The following is a 19,358-nucleotide window of genomic DNA, read 5'->3' as shown; positions in this document are numbered from 1 at the left end:
TTCATCTTGAAAAATAATTGAAGCTTTGTTGTTTTTACAGCTAGAACATCAGGGAATGCTAAAAACAGAAGGCTTCGAATGCACAAGAAACGCAATCCGTAGGATAGTATGGAACTTCATTACGTTCCTCATGAAATCTGTACTCAGCTTTTCGGACTATCTCAGTGGCTTGATGCTTATCCGCAGTTGAATGACTGGGTTTATTGAAGACTTGAATTCTGGTGACAAACAGAACACTGACAGAAATGGGCTGTCAGCAAAACTGGCCCACCTGATGACCGTGTGGCAGTTTCATTGTGCGGGGTGACTTGGAAAAATCAGATTGCCAATTCTCATGAACGACTATTACGGTCATGAGGATTGGGTTCCAGAAAAGAATATAGACGACATTTAACATTTATTTGTTGTGTTTGTGGTTATTTGCTTTTTCAAAGGCTTTTAAGACTTCCTTGCACTCCCTTTTTTTAGCAAGGTGGCTAGGAGGCTGTCCGAGAATAGACTGCCCTACTGCGGTGGCAGCAAATTGGTCTAAAAAGTCGGAAATTTTTAGCAAATAGAACCACTATTCACTAAAAATTTCCGACTTTTTATCCTCAATTTTCTGCCATCCTCGCTACGGGCGCTATTCTCGGACAGCCTCCTAGGCTTTTTGCCTTTATTGGTTATCTCATTGATGTTGATGTCTTCAGAGGTCAGTAACGCCTCCATGGCGTCTTTGCGACCGAGGTAGGCAGCCATGTGGAGAGCTGTATAGCCAGTGTCATTCTTCTCATTGACATCGATGTGCTGCAGTAACAACTTGATGACGTCTGCATCAGCGTATTGGGCAGCCATGTGGAGAGCCGTCCTTTTCCTATAATTCTTCGCATCGGCCTTGATGTCTGCTTTCAGTAACAAATTGATGATCTCTATATCATTGTACCTGGCAGCTAAGTGGAGAGCCGTACCGCCATCATGTTCCGTCTTATTGACGTTGATGCCGGCCTTCAGTAACAACTTGACGGCCTCTGCGCGTTTTTTTATGACTGCCAAATGGAGAGCCGAATCGTGATTGTTATCAGTGATATCGAGATTCACCCCATCGGTATGAATCAGCTTTTCCAGGCTTTCGATATGGCCCAGGATAGCGGCGATATGCAGTGGTGTTCTGCCGTTCTTATCGGTAGCATTAATGTCTACCAAGGTCAGGAAGGTCGAGTCATCCAGACATTCCATAGAATTTTTACGGGCAGCAGTATGCAGTAAGGAAGTCATATCTGCTCCCTTCGTCAGCAGCATCTCCTTTGACTCTTCGTTTTTCGCCAGAACGGCGTAATACAAGGCACTGTTAAAGTCTTTCGCCCCCTCATTGATCAGAATAAAAGGGAGTTCGTATGCCCCTGTTGGGCGGCAGCGCACAGGGCATCATCATAATTTCTTGCTCCCAAATTGATCAGGGGTTTAAGGCACTGCAATTTTCCCTGCGCGGCGGCTTCGCGCAGGGCTCCATCAAGATCTTCAGCTCCCAATTTTTTCAGGGGTTTAAGGCACATCGTTTGTCCCTGCGCGGCGGCTTTGCGCAGGGCACCGTCAAGATCTTTAGCCCCCAATTCTTTCAGGAGGGGGAGGCACTGCCCTTGCCCTTGCCCGGCGGCAGCACGCAGGGCATCGTCAAGGTTGTTTGCTCCCGCTTTGAACAGGATGTTAAGGTACTGCGTTTGCCCCTTTTTGGCAGCATTGAGCAGGGAGTCATTAAAGAGGCCGGCGGGTATAGCACTGAAATGGTGTCTAAGGAGTTCAGGATTGCCCTCCAGGGCAGCAACATGCAGGGGTGTCTCCCCATCTTGATTGGCAGTATTAAGTACCATGGTTGCATAATCAGGTGATTCGTCATCAGCGACGTCGCTCCTGCCCGGACCAATCAATGGCAGTGCCGATGCCCGCTTGCACATTCCCGTTGGTTAAGACTTGTTGACACCTGCTGTGCATCGTAAGGCTGCTCGGTGATGCGGGTGCAAGAGGTTTCGGACAGTAAACGCCCAGCAAGCTGCCCTGTGCCAGAATCGTTATCATTTTCAACGATACCATGATTTTCGAAGGCATTGGCTGTGTTGGCTGTGTTGGCCGTGGCACGATCTAACGTGTTGCTATTCATCGCTTTACTCTACTTTAAGATTAAACTCTGCAGCTTTGACAATAAGCAGCAGAGAAAATTCCTTAAAACAGAATTTTCCACAGTTCTTTTTGAATATGTAATGTGCAACAGATGATTTTTTGTTGAAAAAAAACCGAGCTCAATCAAATAGGGAGGTCTTGCAGAGTGACTCTTCACTTGGTAACGGTGACCGGAAAAAATCAGATTAAAAATACTCATGACCGGCTATGACGATCATGAGTATTTGGTTCCAGAAATAGTAATAATCCTGGATGAGATTTAACCTTTCATATTGCGTTAGTGTTTATTTGCTTTTAAAAAGTCTTTAAGCAGTTTCCTGCAATTATCGTCAGCAAGATCCAGAGCCGTTCGGCCGCTGTTATTTTTCTCTTTGACCTCAATGCCAACATCCGTGTCCAGCAATATCTCGACGATATTTGTATTACCTCTTTTAACAGCCAGGTGGAGAGCTGTATCGCCATGGTCATCCTTTTGATTGACCTTGATGTTTTTAATGGGCAGTAATTGCCTGACGGCGTCTGGAATATTCTTGTAGGCAGCAGCATGGAGAGGTGTCCAGCCCTCTTCACCCCCCTCATTTACCGCGATGTCACTAGTTTTCAGTAACTCCTCCACGATCGTACTGTTGTCTGCATTGATAGCATAGTGGAGAGCAGTAAAGTGATTTTCATCCTTCACATTGACATCGATGTTGTCAGCTTTCAGTAACATCATGGCAGTGTCTGTACGCATATTAAAGACAGCAAAGTGGAGAGGCGTATGGCCGGATTTATCAGTGGTATTGATTTTCACACCATCGGTTTTAAGCAGCTTTTCCAAGCTTTTGGTATGGCCCATGGCAGCGCTGATATGCAGTGGTGTTCTGCCGTACTTATTGGGAGTATTGATGTAAGCCGAGATGATCTGGTCATTCAGCTGTTCCACAGAATCTTTCTCGGCAGCGGTGTGCACTACGGTAGTAATATCCGCTCCGTTATCAATCAGATCTTCCCGGATCTCATCGTTTTCTTTCAGGACAGCGAAATACAAAGCATTGTTAAGGTTTTCCGCTCCCTCTTTGATCAAGAGTTGCAGGGACTTGCTTTGCCCCTGTTCGGCGGCAGCGCACAGGGCACCATTGAGATTATTTGCTCCCTGATTGATCAGGGGTTTGAGGCACTGGGTTTGTCCATGCCCTGCGGCTTCGCACAGGGCCATGTTAAGGACTTTTACTTTATCATCCGTTCTGATCAGTGGGTGGAGGCAATGTGCTTGCCCCTGTGCGGCGGCAGCAAGCAGGGCCTCGTCAAGGTTTTTTGCTCCCGCTTTGACCAGGATTTCAATGCAATGATTTTGCCCCGATTTGACGGCTTCTTGCAGGGCGTTGTTAAGGGTAGATTCGTCGGGTTTTTTGCTGATCAGGAATTGAAGATGTTTAGCATTGCCATCCCGGGCAGTGTTGACCATGTCTTCACTGAATTCGTCGTTCTTATTCAGTATTTGCAATACATTGGTGCTGCGTTGCCGTTCAGCAGTGTGCAGGGGTGTCTCACTAGGGTGGTTGGGTTTTTGATCAATTGATTTGCCGTCAATGACGCTGCTACTGCCCCGATCAATCGGCAGTGCTGGTTGCTTGTCTGCACATCCGCGTTGGTCAAGACTGATTGACTTCTGCTGTCCATCGCCAGGCTCATTGGTAATGCATTTTTGGGGGGCAGAGGTTTTGACCAGTGAATGCCCATTAAATTTTCCTCCGTTATCCTCATCGTTACCACCGACATTTTCCAGGTTGAACCTGACGGTAGGCACCTTGCTCATATCAACATTATTCATTACTTTGCCCTACTTTAGGATTTAAGACTGTGGTTTTGACAACGAGCAGAAGGGAAAATTCCACAAAACAGAAATTTTTTTTTGCATTTTTTTTTGAATACGCAATTTTCAATAGAGGATCATTTGGTGAAAAAAACCGAGTTCAGGTAGTTCAGGTAGTTCAGGTCTTGCAGAGCAACTATCTGCTTAGCGCCTTTTTGCCGTAAAAATCACCGGGTCAGGCATGAACCGGCTCGTATTGTGTTTTTTCTTTCAGAGTTTGTGCACTGGAAATGGCTGCCTGCTGTCATTATTCTTATCCTCAATTTTGTCCCGGCGCTATAAAAATACCCGCGATAATATGTACAATCGTACAAACTTTGATAACTATAAATGGCCTATTTATCAAAGTTTGAGTGGTTATAAAACGAGTACAAACGTGCAGAAAAAAGTGAGCAATATAATACTGATTAATGTGACTGGCCGGGACCAGCCGGGACTCACCTCATCCATAACCTCTATTATGGCCAACTACGGTCTGGAAATTCTGGATATTGGTCAATCGGTCATCCACGATACCCTGACCTGGGGCATTCTTGTCCGTCTGCCAGACCAGGCTTCAGGTCATGGTGATTCCGCTGCTGTTGCCAACAGAATGCTAAAAGATCTTCTGTTCCATTTTCATGAAAGTGATTTGCAGTTCAGCTATCAACCGGTGTCTGAAGAAGACTACGAGCACTGGGTCTCTGAGCAAGGCAGAAATCGTTATATATTGACGCTGTTATCCCGTAATGTCACCGCAGAGCAAATCGCCAGAGTCTCTGGTATTACCGCCGCTCATGGACTGAACATTGACCATATTGCCCGGCTTTCCGGTCGACGGTCGCTGCGCAATGATAACAAGCGGGATAAAAAAAACAGCCGTCGTTCATCATGCCTGGAGTTTTCGGTTCGGGGTACGGCTCCTGATCAGGAAAAACTAAGGGCTGACTTTCTCAATCTTACCGCTGACCTGGACGCTGATGTGGCATTTCAGGAAGACAGTATTTATCGGCGTAACCGTCGGCTGGTTGTCTTTGATATGGATTCCACCCTGATCGAAGCGGAGGTTATCGACCTTCTTGCAGAGGCCGCTGGTGTGGGTGAGCAGGTGGCAATGATCACTGAGAGGGCCATGCAGGGTGAGCTGGATTTTAATGACAGCTTTTGTGAGCGCCTGGCCATGTTGAGGGGGCTGGATGAGTCTGTGCTGGGGGATATTGCCAGACAGCTGCCGTTAACCGAAGGTGCAGAAACGTTGATTCGTACCCTCCGTTCACTGGGCTATCGCACGGCTATTCTATCCGGTGGGTTTACCTATTTCGCCCGCTATCTTCAGGAAAAACTGGGGATAGACTATATCCACGCCAATGAACTGGACATGGTTGATGGCAAGGTTACCGGCCTGGTGAAAGGCGACATTGTCAATGGTGAGCGAAAAGCCACACTGCTGAAGCAGATTGCCGCTGAAGAGGGCATTTCCCTGAATCAGGTTATTGCGGTGGGGGATGGTGCCAATGATCTGCCAATGCTCAGCGTGGCCGGGCTGGGAATTGCCTTTCGGGCCAAGCCGATGGTGAAACAAAGTGCCCGGCAGTCAATTTCCACCCTGGGGTTGGACAGTATTCTTTATCTGTTGGGCTTTAGTGAGAAAGATCTGGAGTCTCTTTGGAGCAGTACTTAATTGTTTTGCTGGTTTAGAGCTTGATCTCCGTTCATCCTGAGCGGAGTCGAAGGATGACAGGCACAATGGCCCTGATTTCACGCCCTTCGATAGGCCTCAGGACGAACGGTGTTTGGAATCCGGGAAAGACGGAAGTTATTCAGGAGCTATTACTTAATACCCTTAGCTCCTGTCCAGACTGAGTAAAGGTATTCGCGATGGATGAGTGGATAAGCTGGCAGGATCATTGCCCGTACTGTGGAGAGCCCATCGAACTGCTGTTGGATGCGGGTTTTACCGAGACGGATGAATCATTGCTTTACACTGAAGATTGTCAGGTGTGCTGTCGCCCCATCGTTGTGACGCTGGCCATCGACGAAGACGGTAACCATTATTGCCAATTAACGACAGAGTCTGGCTATTGAGATGAAAATGAATATGAACATCCTAAGGACATGGAGCAAGCAAGCCTCAGCTGCTTTGGTCATGGCTACCGTCGCTTTTATCAGCGGCGTCAGTGCCAGTGAAGCGAAAACCACTACCTGGCAAACAATAGTGGAGCAATCAAAAGGGCAGACGGTGTATTTCAATGCCTGGGGGGGAAGTGAGCAGATCAATGATTATATTGACTGGGCTACCGATCAGGTAGACAAACGTTACGGTATTGCACTGAAACATGTCAAAGTCAGTGACACATCAAATGTCGTAAGTCGTGTACTTGCGGAAAAAGCAGCAGGGCGAAACAGTAATGGCACCGTTGATCTGGTATGGATTAATGGTGAAAACTTTCGTTCCATGAAGCAAAACGGCCTGTTGTTTGGCCCTTTTGTCCAGGACTTACCCTCGTTTAAGGGAGTGAACCCGCAAGAGAACCCCTCCACGGTGCTTGACTTTGGTGAGCCTGTTGAAGGCCTTGAAGCGCCCTGGGGGATGGCACAACTGGTGTTTATTTATGACACCGATTCGTTTTCCCGAAAAGAAACAGTCCCGCCAGCCAATGCCTCAGAACTGCTTGAGTTTGCCAGAAAGCATAAAGGGCGTGTGACGTACCCCCTGCCACCCGATTTTGTCGGTACGACGTTTCTGAAGCAGTTGTTGAGTGAGTTGACGCCAGATCCCGGTGCGCTGTTAAAGCCTGTCTCTGCAGCGGATTTCGCTGCAGTAACTTCCCCTTTATGGCGATATCTTGATGAACTTCACCCTTTATTGTGGCGAGAAGGCGAGACGTTTCCAGCCAACAATCTGGCGCTGACCCCCATGCTGGACGACGGTGAAATTTTACTCTCCATGACCTTTAATCCCGCCTATGCCAGCTCTGCTATTGCCAATGGGGAGTTACCAGACACGGTGAGAACATACGTCCATGATGTGGGTACACTGGGAAATACCCATTTTCTGGCGATTCCTTTCAACAGTGATTCCACCGGGGCAGCACAGGTCGTCATTAATTTTCTGCTATCACCGGAGGCACAGGCACACAAAGCGAACCCGGATGTCTGGGGAGACCCTACGGTGCTCAGCATGAGCCAGTTAAAGGGGGTTGAGCGCAAACGCTTTTCAAGTTTGCCCCTGGGGCCGGCAACCCTGTCGCCTGAAGCGTTAGGTAAAGTGCTTCCGGAACCTGACAGCTCCTGGGTTGCTGAACTTGAGGATGCCTGGAAGGCAAGATACCGCCAGTGAGTTTATTGATAAAGTGTGAGCGGGTATCGGTCAGGTCTGTTTCAAGGTTACTTGCTTTAGGGTTGGTGGCACTGTTCTTATTCCCGGTCCTGGCCGGGTTGGGCAGTATTATGCTACCTGCCTTTGGGTATATGCCGGTCCTGGGGTTTGACACATTCAGTTTATCTTCCTGGCAAATGCTGCTGGAAACACCTGCGCTTATCGAGATGCTGTTGCTCAGTCTCTGGACTTCTGTTTTAGCCACGTTGTTATCACTGTTCCTTGCTTTTGGTGTGCTCTGTTGCACCTGGGGCACGCCCCTTTGGCAGAAGGTTCAGCGGTGGTTGGCACCCTTGATGGCTGTGCCCCATGTGGCACTGGCTTTTGGGGTTATGTTTGTGTTGATGCCCAGTGGTTTGCTGGCCCGGCTTATTGCTGTTTTTGCCGGGTGGAGTTTTCCTCCTGACTGGCAGACGATCCAGGATCAATACGGCATAAGCCTGATACTGATTCTGATTATTAAAGAAACCCCTTTTTTGCTGTTTATGATGGCGGCGTCTGTCGTGCAGTTGCCCGTCGCCGATACGCTGAAACTGGGAGGCAGCCTGGGATATCAGCCAGCTGTTATCTGGCTTAAATTGATCTGGCCGCGTCTCTACCCGATGATTCGTCTGCCGGTGTATACCGTATTGGCGTTCGCCATCTCTGTGGTGGATGTGGCGCTGGTGATTGGCCCTGCAAACCCTCCGACATTTGCCGTACAGATTTTTCAGTGGATAAATGATCCGGATTTGAGTAAAAGCCTGCTTGCCGCATCGGGCAGTGTGCTTTTATTGCTGCTGGTGGCCTCTGTTATTGGTGTTTTTCACCTGACAGAATGGACCATGAACAGACGGCTCAGACACTGGTTGATCAATGGGCACCGTGGTCGGTTCAGTGGTCTCTGGCTGTCGTTCAGCAGGAAAGCCTGGCAGGGTTTGGTGATGCTGTTTCTGTCCGGCGGAGCTGCTCTGCTGATCTGGTCTTTTGTCTGGCGCTGGCGATTCCCTTCTCTCTGGCCAGACTGGTCTTTGCGAAGCTGGCAGCGCGCCTGGGAGGGTATCAGTGAGCCCATTGTGAACTCCCTGCTGATCGGCGTGACCGCCACGTTAGCGGCCAACATTATCTCGGTTATTTTGCTGGAGCTGAATGATCTCCAGCGACAAAACAGTGAATCAGCCGGAAAGTGGCTGCCCCTGCTGACCAGGGGGGCCATGTATATTCCGTTGCTTTTGCCGCAAATGACTTTTCTGTTTGGTGTTCAACTGCTTCTGCTGCAATGGGGAGCAGAGGGTCACTGGTTGACGGTTACCGGGCTGCATTTGTTATTTGTATTGCCTTACTGCTTTCTGAGTTTGTCAGGCCCCTGGCAGCATTATGATCAGCGTCACAGTCTTCAGGGACTGTTATTATCCGGATCTTGGCTGAAGACCTTTTTGCGGGTGAAGCTGGGCATACTCTGGCGTCCGGTGATGGCCAGTCTGGCGTTGGGCTTTGCGGTGAGTATTGCCCAATATCTGCCAACCCTGTTTGCCAGTGCTGGCCGGGTGGAGACAGTGACAACCGAGGCCGTCAGTCTGGTTTCCGGCGGAAATCGACGGTTGATTGGCGTCTACGGGCTTGTTCAAATGCTGCTGCCTTTCATTGCTTATGCCATGGCTTTTTTCCTGAGCTATTGGACAATCAGACATGGACGTTTTGCCAGGAGACTCAACTCTTGAGCCTGATTCTTGATCAAATTGATATTACGCTGAATGGCCAGAAGCTGTTGGATAACATCTGTTGTTGCGTGGACGACGGTGAAGTGCTTTCGGTATTGGGTCCCAGTGGTTGCGGTAAAAGCAGTTTGTTAAATCTGATTTGCGGGACGCTGCCAAACAGCTTTGGTTGCTCAGGGCAGGTGATTCTGAACGGGGTAGTGCTGAATAACCTGCCGCCCTGTAAACGACAGGTAGGCCTGCAGTTTCAGGATCACCTGTTGTTTCCCCATATGACGGTGGGTGAGAATCTGGCCTTTGCTCTGCCTGCGCACTACCGGAAATCCCAGCGCCGGGAAAGAGCAGAGCAGGCACTGGTTGACTGCGGAATGTCGGGCTTTTTCGAGCTGAATCCAGCCATGCTGTCCGGTGGCCAAAAAGCAAGAATCAGCCTGATGCGAACGCTGTTATCCGAACCCAAAGCCCTGCTGCTGGATGAGCCTTTTTCCAAGTTGGATGCAACACTGAGAAGCAGCTTTCGGCACTTCGTCTTTCAACAGATTCAGAGCCGAAGCATTCCTGCGCTTATGGTGACCCATGATGAACAGGATATTCCTGATAAAGGCTTATTGCTTAGGCTCTGATCATTGATTTTGCACCGGGTAAAAATAGATCGGTATTGGCAAAGAAATCAGAGGTGTCAGAGCCCGGGGGAAGCTCAGGGTAAGGTGATCTGAGAATCAGGGCCATGCTATTGTCAGTGTCGGTTAAATGGACTGCGTGCTCGAACTGGGTTGCATCCATTATGTAAAAATGGCCGGGTTTATTCGATTCAATGGTGGTCAGCTGATCATTGTTTCGTATGGTTAGCGTTCGTTGACCGGCCAGATTGATACAAGCCACCAGCTGGCCTACCTTGCCCTTATCCACATGCCAGCCAAGACAGTGATTCGATGGTAGCATGGCGTTATTCTCAGGGTTTTCAGATCGGCGACAATAAAAATTAATAGACGTCAGTCGCAGGGCATTCTGGCCAAAATAGCGTTTAAGGTCAGGGTTGAGGGTGTGAAGATGATTCACCAGCTGAATAATGGTGGCATGGCTGGCAGGCAATATTGTGCGGTCCGGTTCTTCTACTGGCATCGGGATTGCCCATGAGCGTACAAGCCCGGCATCACCATGACACATGAACGTGGCTTGTGTACTCGGTAGTTTTGCCAGATAGGATTCCCACTTGGGAACGAGACTGCATGTAGCATTGCCTTGTCGAGCTATTACTTCGTGGTATGGCAAGCCCATGGTTTCTATATCACGATTAATGCCTGCGATTAATGTCGGGTTAATATAGCCGGTCATGATCGTTGCCTGAGAGCCGCGAATATTAGGCGCATTAATTTTCTGGCATTTATAGGCAGAACGGCGTCCTTTGTTGGGAATTATGGGGCTGATTTCTTTTCCGTTGGTCTCCGGAAGGGGTAGCTGAAGTAATCTGGCCGGCAATGGTCGTAACGAAATGGTTCTCTGTTTATTCTCTGGGGCAGTCGCTTTAGTGGTTGGGTTATCCATTGTGGATAAGCAAGACTGGCCGGGTTTGTCCTGGTTATTATTCTTTCTTATCTTTTTCCCCTTGAGGAACGCATCGGACAAAGGATGCGCAGAACCAAAGGTCTCAGTGCTTGTATGAGGCCTTTTGTGAGAACGAAGAATCATAAAGAGCAAAATCCGTAATATTTTTATTCGAACGATTAATATAGAAGAACGGTCAGAAATTGCTTAACTAACCCGGATATTTCATAAACTGCCCCGAATCTCGCGCGGGACTTTGTCGCTCTAATCCGGGTTAAACCAGACAGGACCGTTACACATCCTGTCTGTCATTTATTTTTGTCAGCCAAAGTCAAAGTCCATCGTTTCCATTGGCCCCTGAATATAATACCCCTGCGCGTAATCAACGCCCATTCGCCATAAGTGTGCCAGTGTCCGGGTACTTTCTACCTTTGGCACAATACTGCGAATATTATGTTCTTTGAGGATATCCAGCATTTTGATGATGTTCTCATCACTGTTTTCATCCAGCTTGCTGGTGAAGCTGCCGTCCAGGCGCACAAACTGGATATCAAGGTGTTTCAGTATCTTCATGGAACGAGAGTCACCCTGAAATCGGGTAATGGCCAGCTGGCAGCCAATATTGTGAATAGTTTCAGCAAAATCCACAATGCGTTTCAGCTGTTGCAGCACAATGGACTCTGGCAGTTGCAGGACAATACTGTCAGGCGGCAACTCTGTTGCTTTCAACAGGCCGGAAAGATACTGGGCTAACTCGGTTCCCTGGATGGACAGGTGACTCAGGTGAATCAGCAATCGAACGCTTTGCCCCTGTTTATGGACCTGTGCCAACTGGCGCACGCATTGACGAAGCACCCAGCGATCAATATGCGGCATCAGGCTGGAGGATTCTGCCGCCGCCATAAACGTGCCGGCTTCTACCACTTCACCCTGGTGAGAGTGCAGGCGCAGGAAGACTTCATACTGTTTTTCTTCGGAACCGGTAATGTTGATGACAGGCTGGAACAGCAGACGGAATGAGTCCTGGGACAGCGCCTGACGAATCATGGCCTGTACGTCGCCATCCCTGGCTTTCTCATCGAGTTCTTCCGTTTTGGAGTAGCGGCAAAGACGTTCGGCATTTTTAATGGCGCGCTGGCAGGCACTTTCTGCATTATTTAACAGTATGGTGATGTCTTGTTTATGCTCTTTAACCGCAAAACCGATACTGACTGTCGCTGTGAGCGTTTCATCGTCACTGCCGAACAGGTGCTCATCAATGGCGCTTTGCAGGGTGATGAGGCGCTTATGGGTGTCATCCGGATTACCTGCTGTTTCAACCAGCAAAAAGCTGTCATCGGTATAATGGCAGATAGCGGCAGCGGGGAAGAGTTCCTCAGCCATCCGCACAATGGATCCCTGTATGGAGATAATGCCATCGATACTGGCTTCTTGTTGTAAATTCTGAAAGTCATCCAGCTGTATCCAGGCCAGTGTGGCCTCTGTTGCTGCTGTGACCGCAGATGCGGCTTGCTCAAGAAACTGTTCTTTCGTTTCTGCACTGGCCTTATGGTTCACCGGCTGGCTGAGTACGGGAACCATTACCGGTAACAGAATCAGCTGGATGCAGGGTTCATCATCGTATTGCGCAGCGGATAAACGGAGGCTGACGGGGGTACTGTGGCCATCGGTATGAACCAGCTCACATTCAACCTGGTCAATCGTTTGGTTAGTCCCAAACTGCTTCAACATCTGCCTGATCTCAGCTTGATGTTGTGCGGTGATCATATCGATCAGGGGGATGCCCGCCAGATCATCGGCATGGTCGTAGCCCGTGAGCTGAAGATACGCAGCATTGGCATCCACATGCATGCCATCGTGAATATAGGCGATGGCTTCAGAGGCATTGGCCAGTAACAGTTGGCAACGTTTGTTGGACTCATTCAGCTCCTGACGTACATTGCTGAGGTTTCGCCGGTCTTCCAGGCTGGTGAGCTCACGGAGAACGGCGTGCAGTATATGCTCTTCATGGGCACTGGGTATCGCGTCTCTGGCTCCGGCAGATAGCCAGGTAGAAGTACGCTGAGGATTGTATTCCGGCAGGGTGACAATAACCGGAATATCCTTCTGGTGTTTTTCAATGATGGCCAGTACCTGCTGTGCATTAAGCCTGGTGGTTTCTTCAGCGCTGAGCACGACATCCCATGGCTGCTCTGACAGGGCTTCCTCCATGGTTTCGATGGAAGCGATATGTTGCACCCGGGGAGGCAGGCCCGCATTGCGAAACAACTTTACCCAGCGTTCCACATCGTTTGGGGAGTCTTCCAGGGCAAGCAAGCGTAGAGTTTGTCGGCGGTAATTCATGGGAGATTGATCACTATTATTTTGAATGAGGCAGCTCTTACGTCAGCAGATGCTCCCTGAAACGGTATGAGCCTGTTTCAACATCTTACGACAAGCGCAATTCAAAGGTATAGAGTGCCCCCACGGAATTGTGACCGGCACCGGGAACTTGATTACCGGGATCAGGAACAATGACAGTTTACCCAAACAGCTTGAATTGGTACTGGCTCCAGGTTGGCGTTGTATTCATGCAGCTCATAAGTTGACCTTTCAGCAGGGTGTCATTCTGAATCAACTCAAACTTGGCTCCCTCCCTGGCGGAGAGATTTGGTATGACCAAAGAGGGCTGGTTGGGGTCGGTTAACATCAGTGATCTCTGGAAGCGGCTGGCTGCCTGAGTTTTGTGTATCAGGGATATGGCCACTGGTTCTACTGATGGGCTGATAAGAATGACACCAAAAGTCACTTCATTCTGCGCTGAGATTCCCAGCCAGCGCACACTGTAAAGGGCCCAGGGTGACACTTTATCCAGGCGGATGCCAATAAGTTCACCGGCATGAAACTGTTTGGGTAACGTGCTGTTGATTTTCAGGCAGAACCCGGTGTTGCTGGTATTAATGATCTCGGCTGGCAAGACGGAGAGGTGGTTATTACCCGGGGTCTCTGTCGTATTAAAGGCAATTCTCTCGCCAGCTGAAGGGCTGTTTTGTTTATCTCTGATTTCAGCATCATGGGCCTGTGACCAGACATCATCAGATACCTCAGAGAAGCTACTTTTGCCAGCAGTATCAGAATGAGCGGCAATGATATCCTCGAATCGTCGTTTACCTGAGAGATGATAATGAAGCGCGGTAAATCCAAAGCAGGTTTCACATGGGTCCGAAGCAGCTCTGCGCGGACTGGATCGCTTTTGGATCGGTCCCCAGCTTGATATGAGATGTTGGATCAATTCCGTTGGCAACACGTTTGCCGCTTTTGGATTTTCTTTTATTTTTGCCAGGTGCGCGGTCAGTACCCGGATATTCAGACCAATCACGCCGGGATGCACTTTATCAGGCTCTGGTAACGCATATTCAAGGCCTCCGTCACCGTTGAGACGCACTGAAAAATAGGTTTTCAGACCAGACTCGGGCTGAATTTTGCCGTGGCTGATCCAGAGGCTTAACATTTGCCAGACCTGCTGGATTTCACCGGGTGATAATTGATCGGTATTACTGCGTGACAGCATCAGGGCTCGTTTATAGAGGCTTTCCAGCGACATGGGGCTGGATTTGGGGTCATAAGGATCTTCCTGTTGGAAGCCCTGATGATTATGGCGTGCGGCAAGCTGGTATAACGTATGCAGTTCAAGCCACAGGCGTTCAGGCGCAGGGCGATAAAGCAGGCAATGGAATAAATACGCTGCAGCACTCTCCGAAATAGCCCGATGCAGTGCGGCTGCCAGTATACTGGCATGCTCTTTATTATCCAGACAGCACTGAACCACAGCTTTATAGACTTTTGCCAAGCCCATATACAGGCGTTTGCACAGATCAAACCAGCTTTGCTGGCTTGATGCAAAAGTAATGTATCGCTGCAGATGTCGTTGATAACTATTGGCGGCGTTTGACCGGGAAGGTGACCGGAGGGCTTCTGCAAGAGCAAATAGCTCATCAGGGGGGGCGTCAAGCCTGCTCAGTTCATCCAGAGCGTGAACCAGAAGTTCTCCACTTTGCTGATGATCCGTGAGAGGCAGTCCTTTCAGCCACTGTTCCAGCTTATTGCTGTTTGACGCTGTCCCGTCAGGACAAAATGAAAGAGAATTGAGGCTACGGCTGGGTAGCTCCAGGTGAGGAGTGTTTGCAGATTCCATTCTTTAATTCCAATAGCGGGGCTCTGACATCCTGTCAGTAACGGTTCTTGATCAATCTTTTTATTGAATCAATGTTGCGTTTCCGGGTGATAGCGTCGGTTGCCAGTGACACTCCACCCATCTGTTTCCAGTAGCGAACTCTGTATTGATGATAATTATGCTGAGACGAATATACCAGTCCAGTCTTTTATTATCACTTTTATTAAATTGTATGACCAATGTCTGACTTTTTAATGAAAAGTGTCAGAGTATCCATGTTTTGCCGGGTCTGCCGGGAATCTCCCGAACCAGTCTGGGCACCAGGTAGCCCGGACAGTGAGCCATAACCTCTTGTATCAGGCGAGTCGCTGTAACGTCCGGCACATCAAAATGAGCGGCACCATGCACCGGGTCTAACAGGTGCAGGTAGTAAGGGAGTACACCAGCTTTAAACAGCGCTTCGCCAAGCTGAATAAGCGCCGAAGCACTATCATTAACGCCCTTAAGCAACACCGCCTGGTTCAATAGTGTTACGCCCGCCTGTTTGAGCCGGAACAAGGCTTCACGAACACTGTCATCAATCTCGTTGGCATGGTTGGCATGAATCACCATCACAGGTTGCAGGCGCTGTCTGGCAAACCAGTTGATCAGTTCATCGGTGACCCGGTCAGGAATCACCACGGGCAAACGGGTATGAATGCGCAGTGTGGCCACATGATCAATAGCGTTCAGCTCGGCAGCAATGTTCGCCAACCGACGGTCATTGTTGGCCAATGGGTCTCCGCCACTGAGAATCACCTCTTTTATACTGGTATCCGCGCGAATGTACTCTATGGCATTGTGCCAGCTGTCCCGGTCCAGCCGATTATCCTGGTACGGGAAATGGCGGCGAAAACAGAAGCGGCAGTTCACCGCACAGGCTCCGCCGACGATCAGCAACAGCCTGCCATGGTATTTATGGATAACCCCATCGGTTGGGTTCTGCGACTGCTCTGCCAGCGGATCCAGGCCATAACCCTCAATGTGTTGACACTCTTCGCCAACAGGCAGAACCTGCCTCAACAACGGGTCGTCAGGGTTCCCCGGCACCATTCGCTGGATATAGGCATGGGGTACTCTCAGAGGAAATTCCTGACAGGCTCTCAATGCCGGTGATAATAGCCCCGGACTCAACTGCAGCATGGCCAGCAACTGCTCCGGGGAAGTGATGGCCCCTGCCAGTTGCGTCTGCCAGCAGCCGAAATCGCTGATTGTCTGCGTACTTATCTGCGCCCTCGACTGCACACTGAGCTCCGAACGGGTTATCATAGGGGTTTTTGATCTCCTGGTAAGGTCCAATGGCTAGTTATAGTACCAATGAGTTTCGTTCAGGTCTTAAAGTAATGCTCGAGGGCGATCCCTGCTCGATCATTGAGAACGAATTTGTAAAACCTGGCAAAGGTCAGGCATTCAACCGGGTTAAATTCCGTAACCTGATGTCCGGTCGCGTCTGGGAACGTACGTTCAAATCCGGCGAAAGTCTGGAAGCGGCAGACGTTATGGACCTGGATATGGAATACCTATACACCGACGGTGAATTCTGGCACTTCATGATGACTGATGGTTCCTATGAACAGCATGCAGCCAGCCGTGAAGCCGTGGGTGACACCATCGATTGGCTCAAAGAGCAGGGAGTATACTCGGTTACTCTTTATAATGGTTCCCCTCTTTCGGTTTCTGCACCTAATTTTGTCGAACTCCAGGTGGTGGAAACCGATCCGGGCCTGAAGGGCGATACCGCCCAGGGCGGCTCCAAGCCAGCCAAGCTGAGCACCGGCGCGGTGGTTAAGGTGCCGCTGTTTATTGTTGAGGGTGAAGTCCTCAAAATTGATACCCGTACCGGCGAATATGTTGGTCGTGTGAAGTAATTGATCTCTTTTGCGGGGCGGCTTTCTGCCGCCTTGTCCTGCTTTTTTTGAAGCTATTCTGTGCCCACCACGGTGGTTACAATCCGTGCCCTTTCCGTAATGGTTTCATCTTCGCCGGGCATGAAGAGTTCATGCTGATGTCCGTAATGATCAGGGCAGTATGAAGACCTTCTTCAGTAACCTGCTGACCTGGCTGGTACCAAAGTATGACAATGGTACCCAGAGTATCGACGTAGCCAGCAATATTGAAAAAGGGCATGCGTTCCGTTTTGACGGTAGCCAAATGAAAGGCCAGATCTACGACTTCGTCGTGAATAAAAGCTATCGCCTGGATAATCTGACTTCTATCTCCAAAGGCGGCTTTGCGGGCCTTGATGCCAGAAGTACTCTGGTACTGTTGCGGCAATCCTTTGAGATCACCATTCACAATAATGATCAGGACTACGCATCACTGGTGGTACCGAGGTGACCAACAATATTCTTGCTCTCTAAATGTAGGAACAGCGTGAGGCTCTGCCGCAGATGGATCGCATTAGCAGTGATCTGCAAAAGGTGAAGCTGTGGCTGAGCATCCACCGTGGTCACGGCTGGAGTGAAGGTGACAATGGCATGCGTTTGGCCATGTTTGGTCAGCTGAAGCTTTGGGCTGAGGATCACTTCGATATCAGCAAATGGTATCCAGAGGGTAATCAGCCTGCCGTATTTGGTGATGACCGGGGTTGGAATATGTACAAGCTGGCCCATCGTAAAGCCCGGGGCGACCTGGTGGGTGATGAACTGAATGGTAACAAGGGTATCAATTACTGCTCTGCAAAAGACACCGACCTCAGCCAGGGTGACCTGCTGATGAGCTGTTTGTCTTACCTGAGCAATTATGATCTGTCGGACTACTTCAGACAGTGGAATCCGTCCGAGTCCAAAGCGGACCTGCCGGATGGCTCAGCGGATTACAGCGGAGGCCTGACTGATAAGGGTTTCAGTACAGTTGCCAGAATGGGACTTAAGAAACCTGAGAAATCACCACTGGATTACACCAGTATCAGCGGGTAAAGCACAGATGCTTACCCCCGGTCAGCCAACTCCGGCTGACAGGTACTGAAAAACAACAAACCCTGCCATAGTTGGCAGGGTTTGTTGTATTCAGCCCTACAACAACTGGCAGTATTCACTTACCTTAAATAATGAATATTACTCAGGAGCCACTTATGACCAATGACTTATGGCACCCATCGGCTTCCATGATGGCGCTCAAAGAACGAGCCCGATTGCTACGGAAGGCCCGGGCTTATTTTGATGCCCGGGGCGTCATGGAGGTGGAAACCCCGATGCTGTCCGGCAGCGCCACTGTGGATGTTTATATAGACAGCTTTGCCACAGAGTTCAGCCCCATTGGTCATGGCCAGTCACAGCTTTGCTACCTGCACACCTCGCCGGAGTTTGCCATGAAGCGGCTGCTGGCAGCAGGCAGTGGCGATATTTACTCGCTCGGGCGAGTCTTCAGAAATGGTGAAGCCGGAGGGCGGCATAATCCGGAGTTCACTATGTTGGAATGGTATCGCGTTGGTATGGATGACCGGCGGTTGATGGATGATGTTGCTGATTTGCTGAGCAGTGTCTGCAATTTCCGGGAGGTCCGGCGCTGCAGCTATGGGGAGCTGTTTGCAGAGTACCTGGGAGTCAATCCATACATTGCATCGGATGAAGCGCTGAGCCAGCTGGTCAGGGATAAGGTGGATGCCAAACTTCAGGGGCTTGAAAGAAGTGACTGCCTGGACCTGCTGTTCTCAAAATTTATTGAGCCGAATCTTGGGTCCAAAGATTCAGAAGTGCTGGAAGGCTACTTTGTCTATGACTACCCGGCCACCATGTCAGCACTGGCCAGGTTATCCACGAATCGGGATGGGCATCCGGTCGCTTCACGCTTTGAACTGTTTGTGAACGGGGTCGAGCTGGCAAATGGCTACCATGAACTGTTGAATGCAGAGGAACAGAAACAACGTTTTGAACAAGAGCAGCAAAAGCGTCAGGAGCGAGGCTATGACATCTACCCCTACGATAAAAACATGGTGGCTGCACTGGCGCATGGCATGCCCGACTGTGCAGGTGTAGCGATGGGTATTGACCGGCTTCTTATGTTGATGCTCGGCACAGGCAATATTGCGGATGTGCTGGCATTTGATTTCAGCCGGGCATAATCAATGGCACCGCAACCAGTGTGCAGCCGGTGATTCCCAAAAAGATGCACGGGTGAATGCATCAACCTGGAATAAAAATACTTGTCATTACATTTGGTTTGTGTAGAATGCGCCGCTCTTCCACGGGCAAACCTGAAACGGTCACCCACGGATTAGCAGAATGAATCATCATCGCTGACCGGGAAGTGCGGTTTGAAAATAGGTTGTTTGGAAATGAGCGAAAAACAACTGGTTGACAAATCAAACTGGCGCGGTAAGATGCGCCTCCGCTGACAGGGCTTTGGGCAACGTCAGTGAGTTGGAAAGCTTCTGAAAATGATCGCTTGACAACGAAAGCCGCCACGGTAAGATAGGCGGCCTTGCTGATCGGCACTGACTGCTGAATCAGCGATTAAATCACCACGATTTAATCAGTTCTTTAACAAGATATCAGACAATTCGTGTGGGCGCTTGTGCGATTGCATCGGTAACAAAGCTTCGGCTTTGAACACTTT

At 49.6% G+C, this 19,358-nt stretch carries 18 protein-coding genes; 9 read left to right on the top strand and 9 right to left on the bottom strand.

Going from position 1 to position 19,358, the window contains the following annotated elements:
• Positions 1-546: 546 nt before the first annotated feature.
• The 4 genes from ACO6VE_RS14360 to ACO6VE_RS14345 all read right to left on the bottom strand — a co-directional run bounded on the left by ACO6VE_RS14360 (position 547) and on the right by ACO6VE_RS14345 (position 3,967).
• Positions 547-1,398, bottom strand: coding sequence for an ankyrin repeat domain-containing protein (locus ACO6VE_RS14360; protein WP_422461926.1), 852 nt, complete (start codon positions 1,396-1,398; stop codon positions 547-549).
• Complete coding sequence (locus ACO6VE_RS14355) at positions 1,353-1,931, bottom strand: hypothetical protein (RefSeq protein ID WP_422461925.1); 579 nt, start codon at positions 1,929-1,931, stop codon at positions 1,353-1,355. The genes ACO6VE_RS14360 and ACO6VE_RS14355 overlap by 46 nt, the downstream gene beginning before the upstream one ends.
• Positions 1,901-2,134, bottom strand: a complete 234-nt coding sequence (locus ACO6VE_RS14350; RefSeq protein WP_422447787.1) for a hypothetical protein — start codon at positions 2,132-2,134, stop codon at positions 1,901-1,903. Before ACO6VE_RS14350 ends, ACO6VE_RS14355 begins: the two co-directional genes overlap by 31 nt.
• A 297-nt stretch (positions 2,135-2,431) precedes the next feature.
• Positions 2,432-3,967 carry an ankyrin repeat domain-containing protein gene (locus ACO6VE_RS14345; protein ID WP_422461923.1) on the bottom strand — a complete coding sequence of 512 codons (1,536 nt, stop codon included), beginning with the start codon at positions 3,965-3,967 and terminating at the stop codon, positions 2,432-2,434.
• A gap of 430 nt (positions 3,968-4,397) precedes the next feature.
• Between ACO6VE_RS14345 and serB the strand changes: the two genes are divergently transcribed.
• The 5 genes from serB (at position 4,398) to ACO6VE_RS14320 (ending at position 9,687) form a co-directional block, all read left to right on the top strand.
• On the top strand, positions 4,398-5,669 hold the full coding sequence (serB, locus tag ACO6VE_RS14340; protein WP_422461921.1) for a phosphoserine phosphatase SerB: 1,272 nt from the start codon (positions 4,398-4,400) through the stop codon (positions 5,667-5,669).
• Between the two features lie 197 nt (positions 5,670-5,866).
• Positions 5,867-6,073, top strand: coding sequence for a CPXCG motif-containing cysteine-rich protein (locus tag ACO6VE_RS14335; protein ID WP_269671786.1), 207 nt, complete (start codon positions 5,867-5,869; stop codon positions 6,071-6,073).
• Positions 6,074-6,134: 61 nt separating this feature from the next.
• Positions 6,135-7,328, top strand: coding sequence for an ABC transporter substrate-binding protein (locus ACO6VE_RS14330; protein ID WP_422447781.1), 1,194 nt, complete (start codon positions 6,135-6,137; stop codon positions 7,326-7,328).
• A gap of 110 nt (positions 7,329-7,438) precedes the next feature.
• Positions 7,439-9,067: an ABC transporter permease gene (locus tag ACO6VE_RS14325; RefSeq protein ID WP_422461919.1), complete on the top strand. Its 1,629-nt coding sequence runs from the start codon at positions 7,439-7,441 to the stop codon at positions 9,065-9,067.
• Positions 9,064-9,687, top strand: coding sequence for an ATP-binding cassette domain-containing protein (locus ACO6VE_RS14320; protein WP_422461917.1), 624 nt, complete (start codon positions 9,064-9,066; stop codon positions 9,685-9,687). The genes ACO6VE_RS14325 and ACO6VE_RS14320 overlap by 4 nt, the downstream gene beginning before the upstream one ends.
• On the opposite strand, the gene ACO6VE_RS14315 is transcribed toward ACO6VE_RS14320, so the two are convergent.
• The 4 genes from ACO6VE_RS14315 to epmB form a co-directional block, all read right to left on the bottom strand.
• A complete protein-coding gene (locus tag ACO6VE_RS14315; RefSeq protein ID WP_422461915.1) occupies positions 9,677-10,399 on the bottom strand; it encodes a hypothetical protein in 723 nt (240 codons plus the stop codon). The two genes, ACO6VE_RS14320 and ACO6VE_RS14315, sit on opposite strands and share 11 nt — an antisense overlap.
• Positions 10,400-10,930: 531 nt before the next feature.
• A complete protein-coding gene (locus ACO6VE_RS14310; protein WP_422461913.1) occupies positions 10,931-12,952 on the bottom strand; it encodes an EAL domain-containing protein in 2,022 nt (673 codons plus the stop codon).
• A gap of 178 nt (positions 12,953-13,130) precedes the next feature.
• Positions 13,131-14,783 carry a hypothetical protein gene (locus tag ACO6VE_RS14305; protein ID WP_422461911.1) on the bottom strand — a complete coding sequence of 551 codons (1,653 nt, stop codon included), beginning with the start codon at positions 14,781-14,783 and terminating at the stop codon, positions 13,131-13,133.
• Between the two features lie 243 nt (positions 14,784-15,026).
• On the bottom strand, positions 15,027-16,070 hold the full coding sequence (gene epmB, locus ACO6VE_RS14300) for an EF-P beta-lysylation protein EpmB (protein WP_422447769.1): 1,044 nt from the start codon (positions 16,068-16,070) through the stop codon (positions 15,027-15,029).
• A gap of 29 nt (positions 16,071-16,099) precedes the next feature.
• On the opposite strand from epmB, the gene efp reads away from it, so the two are divergent.
• The 4 genes from efp (at position 16,100) to epmA (ending at position 18,864) form a co-directional block, all read left to right on the top strand.
• The gene (efp, locus tag ACO6VE_RS14295; protein ID WP_101745846.1) at positions 16,100-16,669 is read left to right on the top strand and encodes an elongation factor P; all 570 of its coding nucleotides are present in this window, start codon (positions 16,100-16,102) and stop codon (positions 16,667-16,669) included.
• Positions 16,670-16,829: 160 nt separating this feature from the next.
• Positions 16,830-17,138 carry a hypothetical protein gene (locus ACO6VE_RS14290; RefSeq protein ID WP_422447767.1) on the top strand — a complete coding sequence of 103 codons (309 nt, stop codon included), beginning with the start codon at positions 16,830-16,832 and terminating at the stop codon, positions 17,136-17,138.
• A 53-nt stretch (positions 17,139-17,191) separates the two neighbouring features.
• Positions 17,192-17,719, top strand: a complete 528-nt coding sequence (locus ACO6VE_RS14285) for a hypothetical protein (RefSeq protein ID WP_422447765.1) — start codon at positions 17,192-17,194, stop codon at positions 17,717-17,719.
• Positions 17,720-17,874: 155 nt separating this feature from the next.
• Positions 17,875-18,864: an EF-P lysine aminoacylase EpmA gene (gene epmA, locus ACO6VE_RS14280; RefSeq protein WP_422447763.1), complete on the top strand. Its 990-nt coding sequence runs from the start codon at positions 17,875-17,877 to the stop codon at positions 18,862-18,864.
• 61 nt (positions 18,865-18,925) lie between these two features.
• Here epmA and ACO6VE_RS14275 read toward each other — a convergent pair whose 3' ends face one another.
• Complete coding sequence (locus tag ACO6VE_RS14275; protein ID WP_422461909.1) at positions 18,926-19,237, bottom strand: hypothetical protein; 312 nt, start codon at positions 19,235-19,237, stop codon at positions 18,926-18,928.
• Between the last annotated feature and the right edge of the window lie 121 nt (positions 19,238-19,358).

The organism is Endozoicomonas sp. ALB115 (assembly GCF_049310245.1).
Classification (GTDB): Bacteria; Pseudomonadota; Gammaproteobacteria; order Pseudomonadales; family Endozoicomonadaceae; genus Endozoicomonas.
This window is presented reverse-complemented; position numbering and strand designations above follow the sequence as displayed.